Here is a 23997-nt window from a genome sequence, read left to right as displayed (position 1 = left end):
GAAGCATCTAAAAGATACATCAACCAACATCCCGATACTTAGACCCAGGAACTTAATCCTAAATCACCAGCACCAAAACGCCGCCAACATATCCCTTCCAATTCCATATTCGATTTTCAAAGACCGTCATCCCCGCCGCCCCAGAACCCCTCGAAGTGGGCCCCGCTGCGTCGGTGAACGGGCTTATACGGGGGAGATCGGAGGGGGTCAACAGGAAAATTGCATTTTTGTGAAAAAATCAGATTCCGTGGAACTTCTTGAACCAGACAGCGAACTCTCTCATGCCGTCTTCAAAGGAAATTTCAGGCTCCCACCCGCACAATTCCTTCACTTTTTCCAAAGATGCCCATGTCGATTCCATATCCGCCACAGGACGCGGATGGCGTTCAACCAGTGCTTTCTTCCCCAAATCCTTCTCAAGCAATGCGATCATCCGGGTAACTTTTTCAGGTCTGTCCCCTCCAAGATTGAGCAGACGTGACACCCCGGCCTCCGGCGGCTTCACAAGAATTTTCACCACACCTCTGACGATGTCATCGATATAGGTGAAATCGCGTGAAAGGCCCTTCCCTTCATAGAGAGTGACCGGGCGACCTTCTGAGATCGCTTTCGCAAAACCGTAATAAGCCATATCGGGCCGTCCCCACGGGCCATAAACCGTGAAGAATCTTAGGCCAGTCTGTGGAATGCCATACAGATACGAATAGGATTCCGATGTCAGTTCGGCCGCACGCTTGGTGACCGCATACAGGGAACTCGGCTGTTCGACCCGATCCGTTTCCCGAAAAGGCGTTTCCTGATTGCGTCCATAAACCGAGGACGAAGACGCATACACGACATGCGTCAGTTTTTTCAGGCCTCGGCACGCTTCCAGTAGCGCAACCTGCCCCATCACATTCGCCGTCACATAAGAATAGGGATCGATCAGCGAATATCGAACACCAGCCTGAGCGGCGAGATGGATGACGCCTTCCAGATCGGGATGTTGCCCAACAACGTCCTGCATGGCCTGCGGGTTGGCCACATCCACTTTCACGAAACTGAATTTCGGATGATGCTCGAGCTGACTTAGCCGCGCCATTTTCAGGGAAGGGTCATAATAGTCGTTGAGAACATCAATCCCAACGATATCCATTCCCTGCTTCAGAAGGGCTTCAGCAACATGAAACCCTATAAATCCGGCAACACCGGTAACCAGTATCTTCACAGGACCATCAATGTTTCAGAGCGGAACTGGAAACCACATCTCCGACACGAATTCCCAGCTTCGCCGTCACACCACCTGCCAATTCGAGCGTGTTTGCAACCACACCATCGCTCCGCAGAATAGCTTCGCTCAGAGGTACGGCATTTTCCGCGATAGCGTGGATGTGGTTCGTGGAATCAATGAAAACGATGTCCAGAGGCACAAGCGTATTGCGCATCCACATGTCCGACACCTGCGGCGCAGGCCACATGAACAGCATGCCCTCGTTCTCAGGCAGATGCTTGCGGAACATTTCCCCAACTTCCTGCTGACGATAGGTCTTGGCCAGCTCCACCGTGAAAACGTGCTTCTGCCCATCACGGGTCGTGATCGTCAGACTATCCGTTGGCAGACGCGCCTGTGCCTGCGTGATCGGATCTTCTGCTCTGGCAACACCAGCACTCAGTCCAAGAGCCGCCAGCAGCACAAAACTTAAAGTTCGCATGAAGGTATGACTTTCAGGTTCAGGAAATCAGAAACGGATTGGCCCGACGTTCTTCGCCGATGGTCGTCGGCATTCCGTGTCCACACAGAACCACGGTATCATCAGGCAGACTTAACAGATGGGTCCGGATGCCATCGATAAGGGCGCGTGAATCCCCATAAGCGAAATCCGTACGACCGACCGTTCCGCGGAACAGCGTGTCTCCTGCCAGAACGCGCCTATTGTCGCGGTCCACGAAAACGACATGCCCTGGAGTATGACCCGGAATATGCGCCACATGCAGATCCTGCCCCAGAAAGTGCAGGACCTCTCCGCCCTCGACGAAGCGATCGGGCACCACATTTTCCATGCCGGTAAGCCCGAAAGCAGCAGCCTGCTTCGTGATGCTCTGCAACAGGAAGTCATCCCGCCGATCCGGTCCTACAATCGGAACACTCTGGTTCTGCCGCTTTTCAAGAGCTCTCTTCAGCGGAGCCGCCCCACCAGCGTGATCCAGATGACCATGTGTGAGGAGAATGGCCTCGACAGACATGTCGCCCAGTTCCTGAAGGATGTCATCAACATCCCCACCCGGGTCCACCACAACAGCACGGCCTGCGTCATTTGAGAGAATAGTGCAGTTCTGCCGCAAGGGCGTAACCGGCACCCGCTTCGCATACAAAGGAGTCATCACTCCTCCTTCCAAACGATCCGTTCTGATGTGGCGATACAGACTCCGTCTCCGCACGACAAGTCAACCGGAAGGATTGTATCGCGCAGATCATTGACCCGCTTTCGCAGGAAGGTCACTCTCGCCCTTTCCTCTCCAGACCAAGGTGTCATCATGAGCCGCATCATCCGCACAGAACCCAACGCCATCCTGTCCAAGGCTGTCGAATATCACGGCTTCATTTTCACGCAGGGTGTGGTCGCAGCAGACCTGTCACAAGGCATCGAAGGACAGACCCGCAGCGTTCTCGATCAGCTCGACCAAATCCTTGAAGAACACGGCACCGACAACACCCGTATCCTGCAGGCCCAGATCTGGCTGAAAGACATCGCGGACCGCGCTACGCTCAACACGCTCTGGTCCGCCTGGCTTCCGGAAAACGCCGCTCCCGCCCGCGCCTGCGTTCAGGCCGTGATGGCCGACCCAAAAATTCTTGTCGAGATCATGCTCACAACAACGAAATGATCTGACCCGAACGATTGTGGCGAGAATGCAGCAGGATGTGGTGTCAAAAAGATTTTCCATGGAAATGAAAATTTAACACACAGGTCTGCATTCTGCTCTTGTCAGGGTTGCAGGAAGGTTGTTACCTCCCTGTAACCCGAACAACACACAACCAATCAGGATCCTAAAGATCGTGAAGCATAAAAGTTGCCGGAAAACCTTTCTCTCCGCTCTGGCGCTCTCCGCTGTCGCGTTCTTTTCAGGACAGGCTCAGGCCCGTCACAGTTCGGCTCATCACGGACGGTCCGTTCTCCATAGCCACCGTTCCAGCAGCCACCATCATGCCTATGCTCACGTCATTCAGTGCGTCGCCTATGCCAAAACGGCCTCTGAGGTCGAACTGCACGGCAATGCGCGGGACTGGTGGTATAATGCCGCTGGCGTTTATGCACGCGGCTCTGCACCGCAGGCCGGATCGGTCCTGAATTTCCGGGCGATCCGCCGCATGCCACTCGGCCACGTCGCCGTCGTGCGTTCAGTTGAAGACAGCCGCACGATCTATATTGACCAGTCACACTGGGCCTCGAACGGCATCGCGCACAATGTCCGCGTCGTTGACGTCTCTCCCAACAATGACTGGAGCGCCGTCCGCGTCAGCCTCAATGATCGCAGCGGTCGACTGGGCAGCATCTACCCGACATACGGCTTCATCTATCCCCGTTCCGACGACGGTGACCGCACCCCAGCGCCGCATGTTGTGCTGGCCCGCGCCTCGAACGTCTCAGGCTTTCGTCACCGCGCTGTCGTGAATGGCTCCGATGCACTGAGCCATCCAATGCTCAGCACCGAAGTTGCCGAAGCGCCGGACGATGCCTTCACCTCGGACGCGCCAGACCGTTCGATTCGCTGATAGAACCAGGAAAATATAACCCGGCCACTCAATCCGGTCGGGATTCCCGATGGTAGGGATGGCCGGTATTGATGGCCTGAGCCCGGAAAACCTGTTCGGCAATCAGAACCCTGACCAGCATGTGAGGCCAGGTCAGTTTCCCAAGGGAAATCACGGACTCGGCCCGCTGGATCACACTCGAATCCAGCCCTTCAGCACCACCAATCAGAAAATGAATGGGACGGCCCGACTCCTGCCAGCGAGACAGCATTTCCGCCAGACGCAGGCTGTCAGGCGTCTTTCCACCCTCATCCAGCGCCACGATCAGGGCATTATCGGGACAGGCGCCCAGCAAAGCCGCAGCATCCTTGCGCTTCTGCTCTTGGACGCTGCCTTTTGACGGCGCGAGTTCCGTCACCGTCAGGGCGGGCCGGATCCGGCCCGCATAACGTTCGAACAGTTCGCGCTCCGGCCCGGCTTTGAGCCGACCGATTGCGACCAGCTTCATTCAGTCCTGCTCTTCGCCCTGTCCGACCGCGACTTCGTTTTCGCTGCCATCCAGATCCGTGCCCCACATCCGCTCCAGACCATAAAGCTCGCGGCTTTCCGGCTTGAAGAGATGAACGACAACGTCACCGGCGTCGATCAGGACCCAGTCGCTGCCATTCGCACCTTCGATCAGGATACGCTTGATGCCGATCTCATTGAGCTTCTTCTCGATGTGATGCGCCATCGCAGAGATCTGGCGGTCAGCGAGACCGGTCGCAATGACCATGCGATCTGCGAAGTTCGCGCGGCCGACAAGATCCAGAACAACGATGTCTTCACCCTTGTCTTCATCCAGACTCGCGGTGATGACGCTCAGCATGCTGGTCAGAACGTCCGGCTGCACGGCTTCGCGCTTGACGGCCGTTTTCTTCGGTCCGGCAACAGCAGCCTTCTTGCGAGCCGTTCCCGGCACCTTGGCAGCCTCGGCCAGTGCCGCATCGGGGGAGCTGGTTTTCCGGCGCACAGGCTTTTTGGCCTGCGATTCGGGAGAGGTCGTCTTGGTGATGGTTTTTACTCCTGATCGGACTCCGGACGAAACTGGCCGGACTCACGCAACGCTGTAGCCGATATATCGTTCTGCGGCGCAGAAAGGAACGTCCATGCGTTGCCTTTTCGCTCCGCAAGCATCGGAGATTCCCGCGAAGGCCGTCTCTGATGCCGTAAAACAGACGCCGCCGCCCCTCTGAGTGCGGGCGAAACGCTTCCCGGACGCGGAGCGACGGCTATGGGAACCATCGCCGCCAACCGACGCCAGCGCTTCCATCGCGAGAGTTGCGCCAGCCCGTCCGCCCCCATCAACCACACAAAATGGACATGGGGGAATCGCTGCTTCAGCAACGCCACGGTCCTGACAGTAAAGCGCTGCCCCAAACGGGATTCGATATCGGTCGCAACGATTCGCCGCCCATCTGCAATCCGCTCCGCAGAAGCAAGACGTACCCTGAACGGCGCCATCCCCTTTCCCGACTTGAGTGGATTCCCTGGCGAGACCATGAGCCACACCTGATCCAACCGTAGCGCCCGCAACGCCCGCCGCGCTACCATGAGATGACCGGCATGGGCGGGATTGAACGAGCCCCCCAGCAGGCCAATCCGCATGGTCCGGCCGTCGCCAGACGTCGGAATACGGCTCAGCCCCGCACCTGTCCGGTGCCGATCACCTCGTAGCGATAGCATGTGAGCTGTTCGAGCCCCACCGGACCGCGCGCATGCATCCGCCCCGTCGCAATACCGATTTCCGCACCGAATCCGAACTCCCCACCGTCACAGAACTGCGTGGACGCATTCCACATCACAACCGCACTGTCCGTCCCGTTGAGAAACTCAGCCGCAGCCTCTGCATCTTCGGCAATAATAGCCTCAGTATGCGAGCTTCCATGCCGGGCGATGTGATCCAGAGCATCCTCAACCCCGTCCACAACGGCAATCGACAGCACCGAATCCAGCCATTCCGTCCTGAAATCGTCAGCCCGGGCGGCTTCAAGCGTCGGCACAATCGCGCGGGCCCGATCATCAGCCCGGAACGCGCATCCTTTCGCCCCCAGATCCTGAACCAGAAGCGGCAGAAGTGTCGGCGCAATCGCAGCATCAATCAGCAGCGTTTCCGTGGCCCCACAGACGCCCGTCCGCCGCATTTTCGCATCCAGCAACACCTTCCGGGCCATGGCCGGATCAGCGCTCGCATGAACATAGGTGTGATTCAGACCATCCGCATGAGCAAGCACCGGAACACGCGCTTCACGCTGCACCCGCTCCACCAAAGACTTGCCACCGCGCGGAATAATCAGGTCGATCTGCCCCGAAGCCTGCAACATGGCCCCCACTAGAGCACGATCGGCAGAGGGCAGAATCTGCACACAGGCCTCATCCAGCCCGGCAGCCCGCAATCCATCTTCCATCGCAGCCTGAATTGCCCGCGCCGAATGCAGGCTCTCCCCGCCCCCGCGCAGAATGACAGCATTCCCCGACTTGATGCACAGCGCCGCCGCATCCGCACCAACATTCGGACGGCTTTCATAGATCATACCGATCACGCCAAGCGGTGTCGCAACCCGCCGAAAATGCAGACCATTTGGCCGGTCCCATTCCGCCAGAATACGCCCCACGGGGTCCGGCAGACGTGCAACATCTTCCAGACCACGCGCCATGGCCTCGATCCGCTCAGTCGTCAGGGTCAGACGGTCGCGGAAAGCAGCGTTCCGATCTTCAGAAAGAGCGGCCAGATCCTGCTGGTTGGCTGCAACAATCGCATCAGACCGCTCCCGCAAAGCTTTTGCAGCCTCAAACAACGCGAGATTACGGGTTTCCTCACTGGCGCGCGCCAGACTCCGGCTGGCACGGCGGGCCTTCTCCGCCAGACCGCCCAGAATCCGGGCGACACCTTCCCCTACCTCAGACATTGAAGCGGAACAGCAGGACATCACCGTCCTGCACGACATATTCCTTGCCTTCGATCCGCAGCTTGCCGACTTCCTTGGCCCCGGCCTCGCCATTGCAAGCCACATAGTCGTCGAAAGCCACGGTTTCGCAAGCGATGAAACCACGTTCAAAATCGTTGTGAATCACGGCAGCGGCCTGAGGTGCCTTGGTCCCGGCCGTAATCGTCCAGGCGCGCGATTCCTTCGGCCCAACCGTGAAATATGTCCGCAGACCCAGCAGTTTGTAACCAGCCGCAATCACACGATCCAGCCCGCTATCCGTCAGGCCCAGACCATCCAGAAACTCCGTCCGGTCTTCATGCGGCAACTGGCTGACTTCCGCTTCAATAGCGGCCGACACCACGACAACGCCTGCACCCTCGGCTTCGGCCCGCTTGCGCACAGCTTCCGAAAACGCATTGCCGGTGGACGCCGAGGCTTCCTCAACATTGCAGACATAAAGAACGGGCTTCGTCGTCAGAAGCTGAAGACGGGATGCCTCCACCTCCTGCCCCTTCGGAACAGCAGTCCGCGCCGGCTTACCGTCCCGCAGCGCCACAAGCAGCGGCTCCATCAGTTCAAGCTGGGCCTGAGCCTCACGATCGTTGCCGCGGGCACGCTTCTGAAGTCCAATCTGGCGCTTCTCAAGGCTCTCCAGATCCGCCAGCATCAATTCCGTCTCAATGATGTCGGCATCGCGCACCGGATCAACGCCACCTTCAACATGCGTGATGTCGTCGTCTTCAAAGCAGCGCAGAACATGCACAATGGCATCGACTTCACGGATATTGGCAAGGAACTGGTTCCCAAGCCCTTCGCCCTTGGACGCGCCCCGGACCAGACCGGCAATATCCACGAACTCAAGGCTTGTCGGAACCTTGCGGATGGACTTGCCGATCCGCGCCAGTTCATCCAGCCGCGCATCCGGCACGGCCACACGCCCCGTATTCGGCTCGATGGTGCAGAACGGGTAATTCGCAGCCTGTGCAGCCGCCGTTTCCGTCAGGGCATTGAACAGCGTGGACTTGCCAACATTGGGCAGACCAACGATGCCGCAATTGAAACCCATTCGTGCTCTCCATCATCATTAAAAGACCGCTCGGACGCGAACGACCCGTTCTAGAAAAATCCGTCGCCCTGTGTTCGCAGAAACCAGAGAGGCTCACAACCACTTCCCACCGCGAAACAGGCTTTTCAGCCCACGATTCCCGCCAAATCCTGCAAGGCCCGCACATGCGCCTTCAAAGCCGCACGCCCCTGTGCCGTCAGAACCAGCCAGGTTCGCTGCCGTCCCCCCAGAGGCGCCTTGCGCAACCGCACATAGCCCGCCTCCTGCATCTGGGCGAGATGCTTGGACAGGACCGAGTCACTCACACCCAGAAGATCCCGCGCCCGGCCAAATTCCATGTCACTCACTTCCGACAGAGCCGCAGCAAGCTGCAACCGAACCGGAGGATGAATAACAGGATCGAATTGAGGAACAGCCGTCACAACCGCGCCGTCATACCAGCCTGCCAGACCCTCCGCCAGAGCAGCGCCACTCCATAGCCGATCGCAAAACTGCCCAGAGTCGCAATCCACGGCAGCCACGTTAGATGAAACACCCTTTCCCCCGCTCCGGACAACGCCATCATCGCATAAACCGCCAGGATCATGCCGATTGCGATCTTCCGGGTCCGTCCCCGACGGTACCCATTGACGAAATATCCCATCCGCCGCCGCGCAATCGCAAAGAAAATGCCCATCAAGGCGACACACAGCCCTTCCAGCAGAAAAACGAAAGGCGGGTCCAGACTCATCGCAAAGGTGAGGAGCGCCAAAAGCCCACCCATGACGGGCGCATTCCACCACGGACAAGCCAGCTCTTTCGGAAGCCTGCTCCTGAAAGCATCAAGCGCTTCCAGCTGCGCACGCGCATCGTCTCGCCTGCTCACATGCGTCGTTTCGAATCCATCCTGCTGCACGGTATTGACTTTCCAATATGGAAAATGATGATCTGACTTTCCAATATGGAAAGAGAACCCATTCATGACAATCCTGCACAGCATTTCCGCAGCAAGAATTCTGGCAATCCTCTGGCTCGCATTCCTGCTGGCCGCCTGCGCGCACCACAGCCGCAGGGGAATGCAGGACTGGAAAATCTTCCGCACAGCCACCCACACTCATGAACGACGCCGTTTCTATCTGAAATGGCTGCTCCAGAGCGTCATGCTTTTCGATCTTGGGGGTCTCGTAACGCTCTGGTTCCTGCCCGAATCCCTGAAGCCCACATCCCTTGCCCAGTTGCGCCTGTCCGCACCGGCGACACCCTCCAGCACGATGCCTCCTGAAATGTCACCCGCGTTTTTCGCAGGATTCACTTGCGGGCTTCTGATCCTCGCGGGCGTGTTCATTCTGCTCCGCAAACTGAAGCGACCCGCGCTTCTCAACCCTCTTGGCGATTTTTCTGCCCTGATTCCACGCACTCTGCCTGAAGCCGGACTGGCTTTTCTGCTCTGTCTGAATGCGGGTCTGGGGGAAGAGCTTTTCTTCCGTCTGGCCCTTCCCCTGCTCGCAGGCCAGCTCACCGGCAGTCTGATTGCCGGCGCGGTGCTTTCAACGCTGCTGTTCGGAGGCATGCACTGGTATCAGGGGCGCAAAGGCGTGCTGATCACGACGATCATCGGCCTAATTTTCATGCTCCGCGCCCTCCACGGAACACCCCTGATCTGGCTGATGGGATTCCACGCCCTGATGGACGTCATCGCTTTGTTCGTCAGACCGGCCCTGACCGGCCATTTCAGCCGGAGCGCTGTTACGCCGCCAGCAGGGCGACCTTTGTCATGAAGGCTTCGTGCTCTTTTTTGGCCAGCAGGGGTGCCGCATCAGCCATGGCTTCAAGCCAGCGCTCGAGTTCCGGCTCTTCCGCCTTCGCGAAATTACCCAGCACATGCCCCGTCACACGGTCCTTGTGTCCCGGATGACCGATTCCCATCCGCACACGCCAGTAATCCGGCCCTGACAGACATTTGTCCATGGACCGCAGACCATTATGCCCGGCGGCACCGCCGCCACGCTTGATGCGCAGCTTGCCGAAAGCAAGATCGAGTTCGTCGTGAAAGGCGGTGATATCATCCGGCGCAATCTTGAAGAACTGCGCGGCCTGCTGAACACTGTCACCTGACAGGTTCATATACGTCATCGGCTTGAGGAGCAGAATCTTTTCCCCTCCGATGACGCCTTCGGAGGTCTCCCCCCGGAAGCGCTTGCGCCACGGCGAAAAACCGTGGCGCCTGGCGATCTCATCGACCGCCATAAAGCCGATATTGTGTCTATGACGGCTCATCCCCGGCTCGGGATTGCCGAGACCGGTCCAGAGCCTCATGACATTACTTCTTCTTTGCGCCCGGCTTCGCAGCGGCTTCAGCAGCAGCAGCAGCCTTCGCAGCGGCTTCGGCTTCCATTTCGGCATCAACCGTCGGCGCAGCGATGGAAGCGATGACGACGTCGGTGTTCTGGCCACCTGTCAGCACAACACCCTCGGTGCCCTTAAGATCCGTCCAACGCACGTTGTCGTGGATCTCAAGACCGCTCAGATCTGCCGTGAAGTGCTCCGGAATGTTCGCCGGATCAGCCTGCACGTCCATGTAATGACGCACGACGTTCAGAACCCCGCCACGCTTGATGCCCGGGGACTTCTCTTCGCCAACGAAAGCGATGGAGACTTCGACGTGGATCTTGGTGCCAGCCGTAACGCGCTGGAAGTCCACATGGATCGGGGCATCGGAAACCGGGTGCAGCTGCACGTCGCGGATCAGGGCCGCAACCGGCTCTGCGCCTTCGACAGCAAGGTTATACACGCGCGAGGACCAGCCACCGCGATGCAGTTCCTTCATGATCACGCGCGGATCAAGTGCGATGATGGAGGGCTCTTCCTTGCCACCGTAGATCACGGCCGGCACCAGGCCCTCACGTCTCGTAGCGCGCGCTGCCCCCTTACCAGCCTTCGCACGCGTCGAGACAGCAAGTGTCGTCAAATTAGCCACTGTTACGCTCCTGCGTATTGAATTTCATTCATCACAGACCTCCAGGGGTGCCTGTGCGAGGCGCGGAGTAGCGGAAAACCGCCACCGATACAACCATTTTCGGACTCAACGGCCCCGCTGCGCCCCTCTGGACCATCCCGTCCCGCGACCGCTACGATTGCGATCCGTTTCCACAGTTCCCGGCAGATATCCCCTCCGATGAGCATCGCCGCCCGCATCGAATGTCTGCCCTTTACCCGCTTTCACTGGAAACTGCTGTTCCTCGGCGGCCTTGGCTATACGTTCGACGGCCTCGATTCTGCGATTGTCGCTTTTGCGCTGCCCATGCTGAAAAACCAGTGGCATCTGAGCGGCCCGGCGCTGGGACTACTGGGGAGCGCGACCTATCTCGGCTACGGGCTGGGCGCCCTGCTATCCGGCTGGTGGGGAGACCGCTCCGGCCGCCGCCGCGTCATGATGAGCGCACTGGCCATCTATGCCATCGGCTCCCTGCTCTCCGCCGGATCGTCCTCCTTCACCGCCTTCTTCCTGTGCCGTCTGCTGTCCGGGATCGGTGCAGGTGCGGAAGCCACCATCATCGCGCCCTATCTCAGCGAGTTCGTTAGCGCTCGCTATCGGGGCGCTTTCACCGCAGCCCTGACCGGATTCTATTCCTTCGGCTACGTCACGGCAGCACTTCTGGGATTCATGCTCGTGCCCGCCATGGACGATGGCTGGCGCTGGGCTCTGGCCCTGACGGGATTTCCAGTCCTCATGCTGCTGTGGTGGCGGCGCGCCCTACCTGAATCCCCACGCTGGCTCGACGAACGCGGCCAAACAGCAGAAGCCTGCCGGATCGTCGGCGACATCGAGGAGAGTGCAGGCCTTGCGGTCGGCCTGACCACCACGACCGATCGTGGTACTCCTTCCCTGCGACCCGTCCGGGATCTGTTCGCCCCGAACCTGCGGCGCTCCACCTTCATGAGCTGGGCCATGTGGCTGGCCATCACTTTCAGCTTCTACGCCTTCTTCACCTGGATCCCGACCCTGATGATCGAACGCGGCATGACCGTCACCCGCAGCTTCAGTTACGCCATTTCAATCTATTTCGCCCAGCTCCCCGGCTATGCCTGCGCCGCCCTGCTCACCGACCGCCTGGGACGACGTGGAACCGTAGCGCTGTTCATGGTCGCCGGAGCACTCAACGCCATCGGTATGGCGGCCAGCCAGACCCCCACCGAGGTCCTGATCTTCGGCATCCTACTGTCCTTTTTCATGAACGGCACTTTCGGCGGCATTTACGCCTACACTCCCGAACTCTTCCCGACCGCTCTGCGGGCCCGGGGCATGGGCCTCGCTTCTGCCATCGCACGCCTCGGCGCCATCGCCTCACCCGTCCTGATCGGCTGGCTCTACCCGCTGGCCGGTTTTCCCGGCGTCTTCGGCCTGACCACCCTGATCCTTCTGTTCGGTGCCACCGTCACGCTCCTCTTCGGCCCTAAAACAGAAAAACGCCCGCTCGACAACGAGCAGGCGTTTGCAAAGAGCTGAACTCAGGCGTCCATCTCAGATCATCGGCACACCACCGTTTACTGCCAGAAGCGCGCCCGTGGTGTAGCTGTTCAGCGGATCGGCGAAGTAGACATATGCGCCCGCCAGTTCAGCGGGCTGCCCAGGACGGCCCAAAGGCACATCGGAACCGAGGTGTTCCTGTTCGTCTTCCGGCATGCCCGTTACAATAAACGGCGTCCAGATCGGACCCGGCATCACCGCATTGACCCGGATGCCTCGTCCGGCGAGCTGCTGCGCCATGCTGGACGTGAAATTCGCGATTGCCGCCTTTGTCATGGAATATGGTACCAGCAGCTCTGGCGCCGTCTTGAGATTGACCGAAGACGTATTGATGATGGATGCGCCCGCCTGAAGATGCGGCAATGCAGCTTTCGTCAGATGGAACAGTGCATCCGTATTCGTGGAGAAATGGCGTTTCCACTCCTCGTCTGAAATCTCTTCCAGCTTTGCGCGGGCTTTCTGGAAAGCCGCATTATTCACGAGAATATCGAGCTTCCCGAAAGCCTCAACGGTTTTACGGATCATCTCGCGGCAATGCGCTGCCTCACGGATATCACCCGGCAACAGAAGACAGGTCCGGCCTTCAGATTCGATCTGAGCTTTGATCTCCCGCGCATCATCCGTCTCCGTCTCCAGATACGAAATCGCAACATCCGCCCCTTCCCGGGCAAAAGCCAGCGCCGCAGCCCGACCGATACCGGAGTCGCCCCCCGTAATCAGGGCCGCAAGTCCAGTCAGCTTGCCAGATCCTTTGTAGGTTTTTTCGCCATAATCAGGCTTCGGAACCATCTTTTCCGAAAGACCGGGGAAAGCCTGCGTCTGACCTTTAAAAGGAGGGCGCGGATAGCAGGTGCGGGGATCGGCTGGCATGGAAACACTCCTGTGTCGTCATGGAACAGAGTTGCCTCCTTAACGGCGCGTCTTCCGGACGGGTTCAGAAATTTTCCCTCTCTGAGACAAAATAGAGAGGCAGAGGGTATCTTCAGCCTCTTTTTGCACATCTGTCGCAATCCGAACGGAATCATGCCTGATTTCCATTACAGAAACGTTCCGCTTTCGCAGAATGGGATCTCAAGGTGCAGACAGTCACGACAGGTGCGCAGCGCAATCCGGGGATAGACCTCCTCAGAGGCCTCTCCATCATCCTCGTCGTCATCCATCACCTCGCTTTGCGCATTCCCCTGATGCACACCGGCCTTGCCGCAGTTTCCCCAGCCTTTCTACTGAAAGCCCTGACGTGGGATGGTGCCAAGGGCGTGAAAATCTTCTTCGTCATTTCAGGCTTCCTGATCACCGATCACACAATGCGGCGCTGGGGCAGTCTGGGCGGCATCAACATCCTCGCCTTTTCCGGACGTCGCGCCTGCCGAATCCTGCCATGCCTGCTGGTCCTGTTGGGAGTTCTCGCGGTCCTCAAACTCGCGGGAGCGCCTGACTTCCTCTTCCACCATGAGGGCCAGACCCTGCCCGGCGCCATTTTCGCCACCCTTTTCATGCATCTGAACCTCTACGAAGCCCGAACGAACTACCTCCCGGCCAACTGGGACGTACTCTGGTCATTATCGGTCGAAGAACTGTTCTATCTGGCCTTTCCGATCCTCTGTCTTCTGAGCGGACGCGTCCCAAAACTGGTCGGCCCCAGATTTCTCGTCTGCATATTCGCGCTGATCGCCCTGTCCCTGCCTTTTGCGGAATGGCAGATCCGGGACGCTTCGGATATCTGGCAGGACGAAGCCTATGGACCGGGCATTTCCGCAATCGCCATGGGCGTCTGCACAGCCCTGCTCGCACACCGGATGCCTCCTGCCATGTTCGCGCGTCTCACGCCTTGGCTGGGCTGGGCCGGAACATTCGGTGTCGGACTCTATCTGCTGGACAGCCATATCCTCTGGCAGACCCTGAACTACGGCGCCCCGTTGTTCTTCACAATATCCTGCGCGGCTCTATTGCTGGCCTTCTACAACGGCTGGGGCAAGGCGACCGCAAGCCGGTTTCTGACATGGCCTCGTCAGTGGGGCAGACTGAGCTACGAAATCTATCTGAGTCACATGTTCGTGGTCATGCCGATAGTCCACCTGTTCAAGGCCACTGGCGAAAACTGGACGCTCGGCTGGGTCTGGTTCCTCCCGACCCTCTGCCTGTCCTTCTACCTCGGCACCCTCGTGGACCGTTTCCTCTCACGCCCCGCCGATCGCTGGCTGCTGGAGAAATCCGGCCTACGCCGCCCTCAGCCCAGTGGGGAGGCCAGCGGGCGGATCGCCGAAATCTGATGTCCGATATGTCCACCGCCCGCGAGGGTCCGGCGGCGATGGCTGAAGAAACGCTGGTCTGTCAGCGTATCGACGCCCAAAATCTGTACGGTCCGGACCCCGGCCTGTTCCAGACGAAACCCGCAATAGCCCGGCAGATCGAACAGGAAATGCCCGGCGCGAGGCGCTGAACGGAAAAAGATCTCTCCCACACTCCCGTAAGCCAGAACAGCATCGCGCATATCCGGCCCAACTTCATAGCTCGCCGGTGCAATACAAGGCCCGACAACAGCCCGAATCCCCACTGCCCCCAGCGCCACCATTTGCGCCACCACGGATTCGAGAATCCCGCCCGCAGCGCCACGCCAACCCGCATGGGCCGCCCCCACGATCCGTCCATCCTCAGAAGACAGCAGCACCGGCCCACAATCCGCCGTAATGACGCCCACGCCGATCTCCGGCCGATCCGTCACCAGCGCATCCCCAACCTGCCCGGTGCCCGCCACCCACAGGGGCGTTTCGGTTGTCACAGGCACAGTGATGTCACTATGCGTCTGCTTCAGCCCCAGCAGATGATCCGGCTCCACCCCGAGCGTCCGCGCCACACGCGCCCGGTTTTCCGTCACATTCGTAGGATCGTCCTGCGAGGACAGCGAACAGTTCAGACTGTCATACGGCGCCGGAGAGACGCCCCCGAGCCGCGTGAAGAACCCATGCGGCACCTTGAGAACAGATCCCGTCAGCACGGATTCAGACATGTGCCGACACCCGAGCCGAAATCTGGGCCGGGCGCCGCATCGCGTAAACCATGAGCCCCATCCCCGCGAGCGCCATCGGAATACACAGCAACTGCCCCATCGTCGTACCCCCGGACAGGAACCCGATATTCGCATCCGGCTGACGGAAGAACTCGCAGAAACTCCGTGCGCAGGCATAGCCGAACAGGAACAGCCCCGACAGAAAGCCGAACCGCTCCCGCGCCGCCGGACGGCTGGCCGCAAACAGCATGATGCACAGCAGGAGCAAGCCCTCGGTCAGGGCTTCATATAATTCGGACGGATGACGCGGAATTGGCCCACCCGTCGGGAAAATCATCGCCCAAGGCAAATCCGGAGACGCCGGACGCCCCCACAGCTCCCCATTCACGAAATTCGCACAACGCCCAAGCCCCAGCCCGATCGGCACCACCGGCACGATCCGGTCAGCAAAGGCCAGAAAGCTCAGACGGTTCTTCCAACTGAAATACGCCAGCGCCAGAATAACGCCCAGCGCCCCACCATGGAACGACATCCCGCCATCCCACGTCTTGAAGATTTCCAGCGGGTGCGAAAAGTAATCCATCGGCCGGTAGAACAGAACGTAACCCAGCCGCCCGCCCAGAAGCACGCCGAGGATGGCGTAGAACAGGAAGTCATCGACCTGCTCTTTCGTCGCCACTTCTGGCGACAGACGGTTCAGACGCTTCGCAATCGGCAGCGCAATAATAAACGACACCATGTAGGCGAGCGCATACCAGCGCACCGCAAGAGGGCCGACATGAAAGGCAACCGGATCAAAATCAGGAAAGATCAGAGGATGGCTCACGGAATCGGCTCTCAGAGATTGGGGTGGGAACGGGAAAGATAGTCGCGCACATACTGCCCGATTCCATCTTCAAGAGACGTAAACGGCGCATCATAACCCGCAGCGCGCAGCCGGCTCATATCCGCACAGGTAAAAGACTGGTACTGCCCGCGCAGTTTCTCGGGCATGTCTACGAACTCGACATCCCGCGCCCGCTTGGCAGCATCACAGACCGCATGTGCCAGATCGAGATAACTCCGTGCCACGCCGGTTCCGCAGTTGAACAGCCCGCTGACCTGAGGCTGATCGAACAGCCACAGCATGACGTTCACAACGTCCCCGACCCAGATGAAGTCCCGCTGCTGCTGCCCGTCAGCCAGTCCCGGCACATCAGAGCGGAACAGCTTTGCCGCACGATCCTGCACCACCTCGTCGTATTTGACCTTCACGACAGAGATCATTGACCCTTTGTGGTATTCGTTCGGCCCATAGACGTTGAAGAACTTGAGGCCTGCCCATTGCTGCGGCACAGGCGCTCCGGTTTCAACTTCCCGCTTCACCCACAAATCAAACGCCTGCTTGGACCAACCATACAGGTTCAACGGCCTCAGGCTGTCGATACCCTCCAGCACGTCACGGAACATCTCCGGCCGATCCGCTGCCCCATACGTCGCAGCAGACGACGCGTAGATCATCCGCACACCCCGCGCCGCGCACCAACGCCACAGCATCTGCGACAGGGCCACGTTGCTCGACCAGACGAGGTCTCCATCCCGCGCCGTCGTGGTGCTGATCGCACCCATGTGGAACACGGCTTCGACATCCGGTTCGGACGCAAGGAAACCTTCCAACTCATCAGGCGTGATGATGCGATCTGGCGCATGGGACGCCAGATTACGCCACTTTACCCCGTCCCTGAGCCGGTCAACCACAACCGTCCGCAAGCCCCGGCGACGCAGGGCGGCATGAAGACACGAACCAATGAATCCGGCCCCGCCGGTGACGATAATCATCCTTCCTGTATAGTCTGCCCCCGATAACGATCCAAGCGACGCGCCCGACACGACACGCCGCAGAACAGCAGGAACTTCATCATGGCTGACAGACCCCGCTTTTTCGACGACCTCGCTGGCCTCGCCGGTAACGCATTTTCCGCCGTGACCGGCGCCCGCGAGGAGCTTCATGCCATCGTCCGCACCCGCGTGGACGAAATCCTCAACAGCCTCGATCTCGTCCGCCGTGACGAATTTGACGCGGTACAGGAAATGGCAACCCGTGCGCGCATGGCACAGGACGCAGCCGAGCAGCGTCTGGCCGCAATCGAATCGCGTCTCGCCGCTGTCGAAGAGCTCGCAACCGAAGAAAAAGGCGGCCCGCAGGGCTAATCTGCAACAGTCACCCCAGACCGTGTAGTTATTGTAACACGTAATGCTTGCACCCAAGGCAAAGGCTCCATAACGTATTGATGTCGGGAGCGGATTTTTCGCTTCCGGCCGCAGACATCTGGAGCGCCGCACCGGCGCCAGGCCGGTGCCAGGCTCCACGGCCTTGGGAGACCCGCCATGCCTGCCCTGAGCACCTCACTCACCAATGAAACAGAATCCCATCCGCTCGACCTGATGGAACAGGTCATGGGCCTCTATGAATGGGAGTTTGAACGCCTCGGCCCGTCCGAAATGGCCGCCCAGGCCCCCGGACAGTGGTGCGACTATTCCCTGTATTTTACATGGTCTGACGAACTGTCGGCCCTGCATCTGAACTGCATCATGGACCTGCGCTCCCCCGCAAAGCGCCGTCCGGCCGTCCACGAACTCGTTTCCCTTGCCAATAACCGCCTCTGGATCGGCCATTTCGCCGTCGACCCCGACACAGGCACACCCTCCTACCGACATACGCTGCTGCTGCGCGGCGTACAGACGCTGCCCGGCGAAAGCATGGAAGACCTCGTGGAAATCGCGATGTCCGAATGTGAGCGATTCTATCCCGCCTTCCAGTTCGCGCTCTGGGGCGGAAAATCACCGCAGGAGGCCATAGACGCCGCCATGCTCGACTGTGTGGGAGACGCCTGACCGTGCCATCCTCCGTCCCTTCAATCCTTCTTGCAGGGTGCGGCAAGATGGGAGGCGCGCTGCTCGACGGGTGGCTCGCCTCCCCCACACCGCCACGCCTCGTCGTCCTCGACCGACACCGAACCGGCTCGGACGATACGGTCACCATCGTCCGGACAGCCGCCGAAATCCCTGCCGATTTTCAACCCGACATCATCGTCCTCGCCGTCAAGCCAAGCGTTGCCGAAATCGTGATCGATGCACTTGGAAAGGCTCTGGGGTCCCGCCTGAGCGGTGCCGCCATTCTCTCCGTTATGGCCGGACGCACCTGCGAGACACTTTCGGACTCTGCACGACTTGCAGGCGCGGACATTCCGATCCTGCGCGCCATGCCCAATACCCCTTCCTCGGTCGGTGCCGGGATCAGCGGCCTCTATGCTTCAGCCGCCGCCACTCCTGAGCAGAAATCCATCTGTCACGATCTACTTTTTGCGGTCGGAGACGTCGTACCGGTCGAGAACGAAGACGATCTGTCGGTCGTCACCGCCATTTCCGGCTCCGGCCCCGCCTATGTGTTTCTGCTGGCCGAACTTCTGGAAAAAGCGGGGCAGAAGCATGGTCTGGCACCAAATGTCGCCCGACGTCTGGCTCGTGGAACAATCTATGGCGCAGGACGCATGCTCGACGATCTGCCAGAAAGCGCCGAAGACCTCCGTAAGGCCGTCACCAGCCCCAACGGCACCACCGCCGCGGCGCTGGCTGTCCTCATGAAACCCGATGCCTGGCCCGAAACAGTTCCAAAAGCTATTGACGCTGCTACAAAACGGGCCGACGAACTCGCTGGCTGACGGTTTCTTTATGGGAGAGAGCTTGTCGGCAGACCGCAACGCTCCCACCAATAGACCAGAAGCTTTCGACAGGAGACCCGTATGGACGGACGGCAGGACCCCTTTGAATCCGACGACATGGCACTGAGTGGTCCGCCGGATCTGGCACAGGAAGCCTTCGACGTCGCCCTTCTCCAGTCCGCCCTGTCCCTGGCTGCAAGCGAAGGCTGGCACCGCTTTTCGCTCGTGGATGCCGCCCGGGACGCCGACCTTCCGGTCGAGACGGTCCGCAAACGCTACCCCGTCAAAGCCCTTCTGCTGCTCCAGCTCGGGCGTCTGGCAGATGCCAGTGCCCTGCGTGACGACGGCAATGGCGGCACGCTGCGGGAATATCTCTTCGACCTGATCATGCGCCGCTTCGATATCTTTCAGGAATATCGCGAAGGCGTCCGTGCTGTTTTTCAGGCCGTGCCCTACGACCCGGCTCTGGCTGCCTTTCTGGCCGGCACCACTCTTGATTCCATGAAATGGCTGGCAGAAGCTGCGGGGATCGACTGTACGGGCTTTGGTGGTGTCTTGCGCATCAATGCTCTGGCCGCTGTCTGGGCCCATGCCATGCGGGCCTGGGAAAAAGACGAGAGCCCGGATCTGGCCGCCACCATGGCCGCCCTTGATAGCGCGCTGGATCGTGCAGAGCGTTACGGCATTCTTAAACCCTCAGCACGACGCAAAATGGACGAGGCCCTGAACACAACCGGCCTGCCCGATCACGATCTTGAACTGGAATCCTGACTTCGGACTTTACGAAGGCAACCGGTTCGGACTAGAAGGCCAAAAGCATGCGCTTCCAAAGAAGCGCATCGATTGGGGTGTAGCCAAGCGGTAAGGCAGCGGATTTTGATTCCGCCATGCGGAGGTTCGAATCCTCCCACCCCAGCCACTCTCTTTCAGACAGACTGCTTCAGCCCCGGACTGGCCTTGAACCGCACGGTCCGCCCTGCAGAAACCGCCACAGCCTCTCCCGTTCTCGGGTTAACGGCCTGCCGTGCTCTGGTTTCGCAAACCGTGAATGTTCCGAAAGACGGCAGCGTAAATCCCCCTTCTTCCCGTAATTCCTCGATAATCGCCTCAATCATGTCATTGACGGCCCTCTGGGCAACCACACCGGTGCAATTCATGGAATCCTGAAGAACTGCGGCAAGAAAAGCTTTGCTCATGAATGAAACTCCGGATTTACTCAGTACAGATCGGGTCTTTCCGGTACAAAAATGCTGCTTACGCGAACTAACGGGCGAATGGCCCACCTTTCCGAGGTGTCATAATATTTCATATAGATCCAGCTCACAAACAACCATAATATCATAAATTTAACGTTTCTTTCTTTCTCCAGCGGGTCAATACCAATGCGTGTCTGCCTGTTTGCCTATTACAATCCTGACAGCAGGCTAGCGCCACACACACGGCATCTCCTCAACCAGATCGCCTCCTGCGGTTTCACAATTCATATCGCAGCCTCAGGCCTCTCGGACGCCACCGCCCAGTTCCTGCGGGACGATCTTGCAAACCCCGCCGCTCCAATCCCCGCGGCTGTCCATCCCCGCCCCAATACCGGACTGGACTTCGGAGCCTGGCAGTTCCTGCTCTCCAAGGGATATGCGGACAACGCAACAGAAATTCTTTTCACCAATGACAGCGTCTTCGGCCCTCTCCTCCCTCTGCGTCCCATCATGAACCGGATGCGAGAAAAGAAGTTTCAGGTCTGGGGTATGGTCCGCTCAGAGGCAGTCGTGTCCCATCTCCAGTCATGGTTCCTGTGCATGACGCACGACGCCCTGCATCATCCGGCGATTCAACGCATTTTCAACCAGCCGTTCAACGACATGACCAAGGACGAAATCGTCCTGCACGGCGAACTCGGCCTAGGACTGGCCATCAAGGCCGCCGGTCTGTCCACAGGAGCCTCCTGGAGCAGCAACCGGGGTCTTGCCCGTCTTCTGGCCCTCAATCCCATGCATGCGGACTGGCGAACCGTCCTGCGATCGGGCAATGCCCCGTTCATCAAAACGGAGCTTCTGCGCGACAATCCGAGCGGCATCGCCTCCATCCATCTCTGGCGCGCGGAAATCCCCGATCCAACGTTTTTTAATCCGGACTGGATCGCGGCGTATCTGGCTGCAACACCACCCCGCAATCGCTCTGGTCGGGCAAGCCTGCGCGCCCGAGCGGTTCAGGCACTCGCCAGCGAAGACCGACGCCACGCCCTCACCGCCCTTCTTCTCGGACGTTAGACCGTTCGACCTGACGCCTGTTTCAAGAAGCCATAAAGCTCGTCTACCTGCGTGTCATAGGTCGCAAGACGCTCCCGAAAAGGATTGGCGTAATCTGCAAAGCGTTCAGGCGCATCGAGCAACGCCGAGACAGCTTCAGCCAGCGTCCTGGCTTTGCCATCCAGCGGCAGGCAGGTTCCGTTCACCCCATCCACCACGTCTTCGGACTGCCCCCCCGGAGAGGTCGTCACCACCCAGACATCCCGTGCCAACGCCTCGCGCACCGTCAGGCCGTAGCTTTCCTTCCATTGAGACGGAAACAACAGCACGTCGATCTGATCGTAAAAATCATCCAACCCTGACTGTGTATAGGCCGGGACGACACGAAGCCGCCCCCGCACAGACCAGTCTTCGGGAAAAATTGACTGGAACCCCAGATTGAGCTTGTTATCAACCAACACAAGCTCCCAGTCGCTCCGGGACAGGGACTGCATTGCCTCTTTCAGCAGACCATAGCCTTTGACGGCCTCCGTCCCACCGACAAACCCAAATCTCAGTGGTGTCCCGACAGTCCGCTTCCTGCGCGGACGCTCAGGCCAGCAAAACCCGTTCCGATTGACCACAATCCGTTCGGGCGCAATCCCATTCGCCAGATACAGTTCACGATGCGCCTGCGATGGACTGATCAGCAGAGCCGCCCCATTCAGGGCCTGTCGCATCACCACTGCCCGATCCGCAAGATGCCGCGCACCCGGCACACAGGCCTGACAGACAGCGGGGTCAATGGTCGTTTGGAAACAGTAACGCCCGTCAGCGCGCGCCATGAACTGGCGCTCACACAACCACCAGGCATCATGCAGCGTCAGAATATAAGGAACCCCTTTTTCCTGACACACCCGCAAAAGCCCAGTCCCAAGTCCCTGAGCGGCATGAACATGAACCACATCAGGCTGACAGGCTTCCAGAATTTCCGAGAACCTCGCCGCCATGGCCGGATTATCCAGTTGCCCCAGTCCACCCTGATCATCCGGCAGAACCGAGGCAAAAACCGTCATGCCATCCATATCGTAGCGAATATCGCCATCAGGAAGATCCGCAACGCTGGAGCGGGACGTCAGAACACTGACCTTCACCCCTTTACGCACCAACCGACGCCCCATCTCCTCCGCCACAATCGTGGCCCCCCCGAAAGACCGGGGGGCGAAGTAGACATTCGCCGTAAGAACTCTGAAGTCCTGCGCCTCCTGAACGGCTGGAACCCCAAACAGAAGCTGGGCCTGTGTCTGCACCATCGCCTCCGGCGCATAGCGGGCCATCACATCTTCATACGCGGCCTCTGCCAGACACCGTCGGTAATTATCATCCCGCGCCAGCCTGAGAAAGGCGTCCCGCCATGCCGCGGCATCCGCGGCCAGACATCCATTCTGTCCATCCCGCATCACAGTCAGGAACGCTGCCCGTGGAGAGCAGATCGCGGCCACCCGGACAATCGCGGCTTCAAGAAACTTGATGTTGCTCTTGCAGTCGTTGAACAGCGTCGATTCCAGCGGCGCAATCGCAATATCCGTCTGCGACAGAGCTTTGAGATAATCAACGTAGGAGAGTTCGGTCAGACGTTCGACCCGGTCCCCAAACCGCTCAAATGCCGGGGAAAGCTGCAACTGGCCGATCACCCTCAGGCAAAGCCGGGGTTCTTCAGCCATCGCAGCCAGCAGACCTGACTCTGCTTGCCTGAAATCCGCATCGTGGGTGTTGGTTCCAGATCCATAGGAGACCCACAAACGCTCTGAACCCGAATGCCGCGGCAGTGCCGCCGCAACTTTCAGCGTTTCCACATCCAGAGCATTCTCCAGAACCACTACATCCGACAGACCCGCCTTACGCATGGCCCCAGCCAGCGCTTCGGTCGAGGCAATACCCCGGCCACAGGCCAGCATACACCGGCGAAACAACACCACCCCGGACAGCAGAAGATCGCGTTCTGCTGCAGGCAGCGTTTCGATATTCCCGTTCTGGCGATATTCCTCTTCATCGAAAATCAGATCATCGACTTCCCATCGCGGCGACAGTTCCAGCCGGTGGGCCTCCTGAACAAGTTTCAGAACATCTTCAAATCCGGGAACCCGATAAAAAATAACCTGTGTGCAAAGCTGCAGCGCAGACATGGCTTCAGCAATATCGCGCCAGTCAACAACCTGAACCGACCAGCTCAGCGCCGTCAGAAAATCCCGTTTCTGCCAAACGCGGTATTTGGCACACTGTCGCAGACTAAGCTCTGCGATAATCAAGACTTTAGGTTGCAATCTATCTGACTGGTGTCCGGAAGCAGCTTTATAGGGATGCAGATGTTCCGCATCGTCTCCCACTTCAGGAAGACCATTCTGCGCTTTAGCATGGACCCGCTGCAAACGCCGCAAGCGATGAGTGACGGCTTTCTGAATGCCGGCCCACCCATCCCGCCCCCACAGACGCACAAACCGTCCCGGCAAATCCCGCACAGGCCTACCAGACAGCGATTTTCCCAACATCAGCGCACGAACAGCACGCAGAGGAAGCGTCACACGCCAAGACAGGGAGGCCTGAATCAAAGAAATCTGTCGAAGAAGCTGTTGATTTTCTCTTTGCAGCTCTTCTGCTCTCAACCCGTTCAGACGGGCCGCACTTCGATAGCTTTCAGTCAGTGAGTCGCGCGCGTCATCGCGCATTCCGTCAGGCTTTCAAAAAGGGCAGAAACACGAAAGGCCGGACCCTCGCGGACCCGGCCTTCC

28 protein-coding genes and 1 tRNA gene are annotated in these 23997 nt (G+C 59.2%); 11 read left to right on the top strand and 18 right to left on the bottom strand.

All coding sequences use genetic code 11. The features are described from left to right. Positions 1–238: 238 nt before the first annotated feature. From HKD28_RS05665 to HKD28_RS05655, 3 genes are read right to left on the bottom strand one after another with little or no spacing between them, the layout of a single operon-like run. The gene (locus HKD28_RS05665; protein ID WP_194267438.1) at positions 239–1207 is read right to left on the bottom strand and encodes an NAD-dependent epimerase/dehydratase family protein; all 969 of its coding nucleotides are present in this window, start codon (positions 1205–1207) and stop codon (positions 239–241) included. A 7-nt stretch (positions 1208–1214) separates the two neighbouring features. Continuing rightward, positions 1215–1691, bottom strand: a complete 477-nt coding sequence (locus HKD28_RS05660; RefSeq protein WP_194267437.1) for a DUF192 domain-containing protein — start codon at positions 1689–1691, stop codon at positions 1215–1217. Between the two features lie 19 nt (positions 1692–1710). Continuing rightward, positions 1711–2361 carry an MBL fold metallo-hydrolase gene (locus HKD28_RS05655; protein WP_194267436.1) on the bottom strand — a complete coding sequence of 217 codons (651 nt, stop codon included), beginning with the start codon at positions 2359–2361 and terminating at the stop codon, positions 1711–1713. Positions 2362–2514: 153 nt separating this feature from the next. Here HKD28_RS05655 and HKD28_RS05650 point away from each other — a divergent pair, with 153 nt between their 5' ends. Next, positions 2515–2865 carry a RidA family protein gene (locus HKD28_RS05650; RefSeq protein ID WP_194267435.1) on the top strand — a complete coding sequence of 117 codons (351 nt, stop codon included), beginning with the start codon at positions 2515–2517 and terminating at the stop codon, positions 2863–2865. A gap of 172 nt (positions 2866–3037) precedes the next feature. Next, complete coding sequence (locus HKD28_RS05645; protein ID WP_194267434.1) at positions 3038–3754, top strand: CHAP domain-containing protein; 717 nt, start codon at positions 3038–3040, stop codon at positions 3752–3754. 28 nt (positions 3755–3782) lie between these two features. Here the strand turns inward: HKD28_RS05645 and HKD28_RS05640 are convergent, their stop codons facing one another. The 7 genes from HKD28_RS05640 to HKD28_RS05610 all read right to left on the bottom strand — a co-directional run bounded on the left by HKD28_RS05640 (position 3783) and on the right by HKD28_RS05610 (position 8663). Continuing rightward, on the bottom strand, positions 3783–4241 hold the full coding sequence (locus HKD28_RS05640; protein ID WP_194262932.1) for a 23S rRNA (pseudouridine(1915)-N(3))-methyltransferase RlmH: 459 nt from the start codon (positions 4239–4241) through the stop codon (positions 3783–3785). Continuing rightward, positions 4242–4694, bottom strand: a complete 453-nt coding sequence (gene rsfS / locus HKD28_RS05635; RefSeq protein WP_099287312.1) for a ribosome silencing factor — start codon at positions 4692–4694, stop codon at positions 4242–4244. It lies immediately after the preceding gene. A gap of 98 nt (positions 4695–4792) precedes the next feature. Continuing rightward, positions 4793–5380 carry a nicotinate-nucleotide adenylyltransferase gene (locus tag HKD28_RS05630; RefSeq protein ID WP_235993330.1) on the bottom strand — a complete coding sequence of 196 codons (588 nt, stop codon included), beginning with the start codon at positions 5378–5380 and terminating at the stop codon, positions 4793–4795. 32 nt (positions 5381–5412) lie between these two features. After that, positions 5413–6681: a glutamate-5-semialdehyde dehydrogenase gene (locus HKD28_RS05625; RefSeq protein ID WP_194267432.1), complete on the bottom strand. Its 1269-nt coding sequence runs from the start codon at positions 6679–6681 to the stop codon at positions 5413–5415. After that, complete coding sequence (gene ychF, locus HKD28_RS05620) at positions 6674–7768, bottom strand: redox-regulated ATPase YchF (RefSeq protein WP_194267431.1); 1095 nt, start codon at positions 7766–7768, stop codon at positions 6674–6676. The genes HKD28_RS05625 and ychF overlap by 8 nt, the downstream gene beginning before the upstream one ends. 125 nt (positions 7769–7893) lie before the next feature. After that, positions 7894–8190, bottom strand: a complete 297-nt coding sequence (locus HKD28_RS05615; protein ID WP_194267430.1) for a transcriptional regulator — start codon at positions 8188–8190, stop codon at positions 7894–7896. Next, entirely contained in the window at positions 8187–8663 is a 477-nt protein-coding gene (locus tag HKD28_RS05610; RefSeq protein WP_328749270.1) for a hypothetical protein, read from the bottom strand. The genes HKD28_RS05615 and HKD28_RS05610 overlap by 4 nt, the downstream gene beginning before the upstream one ends. A gap of 64 nt (positions 8664–8727) precedes the next feature. On the opposite strand from HKD28_RS05610, the gene HKD28_RS15690 reads away from it, so the two are divergent. Continuing rightward, positions 8728–9525, top strand: a complete 798-nt coding sequence (locus tag HKD28_RS15690; protein ID WP_235993311.1) for a CPBP family intramembrane glutamic endopeptidase — start codon at positions 8728–8730, stop codon at positions 9523–9525. Here the strand turns inward: HKD28_RS15690 and pth are convergent. After that, positions 9494–10063, bottom strand: a complete 570-nt coding sequence (gene pth, locus HKD28_RS05600) for an aminoacyl-tRNA hydrolase (RefSeq protein WP_194267428.1) — start codon at positions 10061–10063, stop codon at positions 9494–9496. The two genes, HKD28_RS15690 and pth, sit on opposite strands and share 32 nt — an antisense overlap. A 4-nt stretch (positions 10064–10067) precedes the next feature. Next, the gene (locus HKD28_RS05595) at positions 10068–10724 is read right to left on the bottom strand and encodes a 50S ribosomal protein L25/general stress protein Ctc (protein WP_194262938.1); all 657 of its coding nucleotides are present in this window, start codon (positions 10722–10724) and stop codon (positions 10068–10070) included. Between the two features lie 198 nt (positions 10725–10922). Here HKD28_RS05595 and HKD28_RS05590 point away from each other — a divergent pair, with 198 nt between their 5' ends. After that, complete coding sequence (locus tag HKD28_RS05590) at positions 10923–12254, top strand: MFS transporter (RefSeq protein WP_194267427.1); 1332 nt, start codon at positions 10923–10925, stop codon at positions 12252–12254. Between the two features lie 15 nt (positions 12255–12269). On the opposite strand, the gene HKD28_RS05585 is transcribed toward HKD28_RS05590, so the two are convergent. Then, a complete protein-coding gene (locus tag HKD28_RS05585) occupies positions 12270–13145 on the bottom strand; it encodes an SDR family oxidoreductase (RefSeq protein ID WP_194267426.1) in 876 nt (291 codons plus the stop codon). A gap of 206 nt (positions 13146–13351) precedes the next feature. On the opposite strand from HKD28_RS05585, the gene HKD28_RS05580 reads away from it, so the two are divergent. After that, on the top strand, positions 13352–14545 hold the full coding sequence (locus tag HKD28_RS05580; protein WP_194267425.1) for an acyltransferase family protein: 1194 nt from the start codon (positions 13352–13354) through the stop codon (positions 14543–14545). Here HKD28_RS05580 and HKD28_RS05575 read toward each other — a convergent pair. From HKD28_RS05575 to rfaD, 3 genes are read right to left on the bottom strand one after another with little or no spacing between them, the layout of a single operon-like run. Next, positions 14503–15282 carry a polyphenol oxidase family protein gene (locus HKD28_RS05575; protein ID WP_194267424.1) on the bottom strand — a complete coding sequence of 260 codons (780 nt, stop codon included), beginning with the start codon at positions 15280–15282 and terminating at the stop codon, positions 14503–14505. The genes HKD28_RS05580 and HKD28_RS05575 overlap by 43 nt on opposite strands. Next, positions 15275–16093, bottom strand: coding sequence for a prolipoprotein diacylglyceryl transferase (gene lgt / locus HKD28_RS05570; protein WP_407925764.1), 819 nt, complete (start codon positions 16091–16093; stop codon positions 15275–15277). Before lgt ends, HKD28_RS05575 begins: the two co-directional genes overlap by 8 nt. Positions 16094–16119: 26 nt before the next feature. Beyond that, a complete protein-coding gene (rfaD, locus tag HKD28_RS05565) occupies positions 16120–17100 on the bottom strand; it encodes an ADP-glyceromanno-heptose 6-epimerase (protein WP_194267422.1) in 981 nt (326 codons plus the stop codon). Positions 17101–17181: 81 nt separating this feature from the next. On the opposite strand from rfaD, the gene HKD28_RS05560 reads away from it, so the two are divergent. From HKD28_RS05560 to HKD28_RS05540, 5 genes are all read left to right on the top strand, one after another. Beyond that, positions 17182–17472: an accessory factor UbiK family protein gene (locus tag HKD28_RS05560; protein WP_099287288.1), complete on the top strand. Its 291-nt coding sequence runs from the start codon at positions 17182–17184 to the stop codon at positions 17470–17472. Between the two features lie 177 nt (positions 17473–17649). Next, the gene (locus HKD28_RS05555) at positions 17650–18156 is read left to right on the top strand and encodes a type III secretion system chaperone family protein (protein ID WP_062030506.1); all 507 of its coding nucleotides are present in this window, start codon (positions 17650–17652) and stop codon (positions 18154–18156) included. Continuing rightward, on the top strand, positions 18153–18983 hold the full coding sequence (proC, locus tag HKD28_RS05550) for a pyrroline-5-carboxylate reductase (protein WP_207728882.1): 831 nt from the start codon (positions 18153–18155) through the stop codon (positions 18981–18983). Before HKD28_RS05555 ends, proC begins: the two co-directional genes overlap by 4 nt. Positions 18984–19064: 81 nt before the next feature. After that, positions 19065–19754 (top strand): TetR family transcriptional regulator, encoded by a 690-nt coding sequence (locus HKD28_RS05545; RefSeq protein ID WP_194267420.1) that lies wholly within the window; start codon positions 19065–19067, stop codon positions 19752–19754. Positions 19755–19827: 73 nt separating this feature from the next. After that, positions 19828–19902 (top strand) — tRNA-Gln (locus tag HKD28_RS05540). A 7-nt stretch (positions 19903–19909) separates the two neighbouring features. On the opposite strand, the gene HKD28_RS05535 is transcribed toward HKD28_RS05540, so the two are convergent. Next, a complete protein-coding gene (locus HKD28_RS05535) occupies positions 19910–20179 on the bottom strand; it encodes an HU family DNA-binding protein (RefSeq protein WP_194262948.1) in 270 nt (89 codons plus the stop codon). Between the two features lie 180 nt (positions 20180–20359). Between HKD28_RS05535 and HKD28_RS05530 the strand changes: the two genes are divergently transcribed. Continuing rightward, positions 20360–21250 carry a rhamnan synthesis F family protein gene (locus tag HKD28_RS05530; RefSeq protein ID WP_194267489.1) on the top strand — a complete coding sequence of 297 codons (891 nt, stop codon included), beginning with the start codon at positions 20360–20362 and terminating at the stop codon, positions 21248–21250. On the opposite strand, the gene HKD28_RS05525 is transcribed toward HKD28_RS05530, so the two are convergent. Continuing rightward, on the bottom strand, positions 21247–23934 hold the full coding sequence (locus HKD28_RS05525) for a glycosyltransferase (RefSeq protein WP_194267419.1): 2688 nt from the start codon (positions 23932–23934) through the stop codon (positions 21247–21249). The two genes, HKD28_RS05530 and HKD28_RS05525, sit on opposite strands and share 4 nt — an antisense overlap. Positions 23935–23997: the final 63 nt, after the last annotated feature.

The organism is Gluconobacter cadivus (genome assembly GCF_015244745.1).
Classification (GTDB): domain Bacteria; phylum Pseudomonadota; class Alphaproteobacteria; order Acetobacterales; family Acetobacteraceae; genus Gluconobacter; species Gluconobacter cadivus.
This window is presented reverse-complemented; position numbering and strand designations above follow the sequence as displayed.

What these genes read in the sequence shown, in the direction of transcription:
- HKD28_RS05545 (WP_194267420.1), top strand. Translation starts at nt 19,065, where the DNA reads ATGGACGGACGGCAGGACCCCTTTGAATCCGACGACATGGCACTGAGT.
- HKD28_RS05590 (WP_194267427.1), top strand. Translation starts at nt 10,923, where the DNA reads ATGAGCATCGCCGCCCGCATCGAATGTCTGCCCTTTACCCGCTTTCAC.
- HKD28_RS05575 (WP_194267424.1), bottom strand. Translation starts at nt 15,282, where the DNA reads ATGTCTGAATCCGTGCTGACGGGATCTGTTCTCAAGGTGCCGCATGGG.
- HKD28_RS05555 (WP_062030506.1), top strand. Translation starts at nt 17,650, where the DNA reads ATGCCTGCCCTGAGCACCTCACTCACCAATGAAACAGAATCCCATCCG.
- HKD28_RS05625 (WP_194267432.1), bottom strand. Translation starts at nt 6,681, where the DNA reads ATGTCTGAGGTAGGGGAAGGTGTCGCCCGGATTCTGGGCGGTCTGGCG.
- HKD28_RS05535 (WP_194262948.1), bottom strand. Translation starts at nt 20,179, where the DNA reads ATGAGCAAAGCTTTTCTTGCCGCAGTTCTTCAGGATTCCATGAATTGC.
- pth (WP_194267428.1), bottom strand. Translation starts at nt 10,063, where the DNA reads ATGAGGCTCTGGACCGGTCTCGGCAATCCCGAGCCGGGGATGAGCCGT.
- HKD28_RS05630 (WP_235993330.1), bottom strand. Translation starts at nt 5,380, where the DNA reads ATGCGGATTGGCCTGCTGGGGGGCTCGTTCAATCCCGCCCATGCCGGT.
- HKD28_RS05525 (WP_194267419.1), bottom strand. Translation starts at nt 23,934, where the DNA reads ATGCGCGATGACGCGCGCGACTCACTGACTGAAAGCTATCGAAGTGCG.
- HKD28_RS05655 (WP_194267436.1), bottom strand. Translation starts at nt 2,361, where the DNA reads ATGACTCCTTTGTATGCGAAGCGGGTGCCGGTTACGCCCTTGCGGCAG.
- HKD28_RS15690 (WP_235993311.1), top strand. Translation starts at nt 8,728, where the DNA reads ATGACAATCCTGCACAGCATTTCCGCAGCAAGAATTCTGGCAATCCTC.
- HKD28_RS05660 (WP_194267437.1), bottom strand. Translation starts at nt 1,691, where the DNA reads ATGCGAACTTTAAGTTTTGTGCTGCTGGCGGCTCTTGGACTGAGTGCT.
- HKD28_RS05585 (WP_194267426.1), bottom strand. Translation starts at nt 13,145, where the DNA reads ATGCCAGCCGATCCCCGCACCTGCTATCCGCGCCCTCCTTTTAAAGGT.
- HKD28_RS05640 (WP_194262932.1), bottom strand. Translation starts at nt 4,241, where the DNA reads ATGAAGCTGGTCGCAATCGGTCGGCTCAAAGCCGGGCCGGAGCGCGAA.
- HKD28_RS05650 (WP_194267435.1), top strand. Translation starts at nt 2,515, where the DNA reads ATGAGCCGCATCATCCGCACAGAACCCAACGCCATCCTGTCCAAGGCT.
- rfaD (WP_194267422.1), bottom strand. Translation starts at nt 17,100, where the DNA reads ATGATTATCGTCACCGGCGGGGCCGGATTCATTGGTTCGTGTCTTCAT.
- HKD28_RS05560 (WP_099287288.1), top strand. Translation starts at nt 17,182, where the DNA reads ATGGCTGACAGACCCCGCTTTTTCGACGACCTCGCTGGCCTCGCCGGT.
- ychF (WP_194267431.1), bottom strand. Translation starts at nt 7,768, where the DNA reads ATGGGTTTCAATTGCGGCATCGTTGGTCTGCCCAATGTTGGCAAGTCC.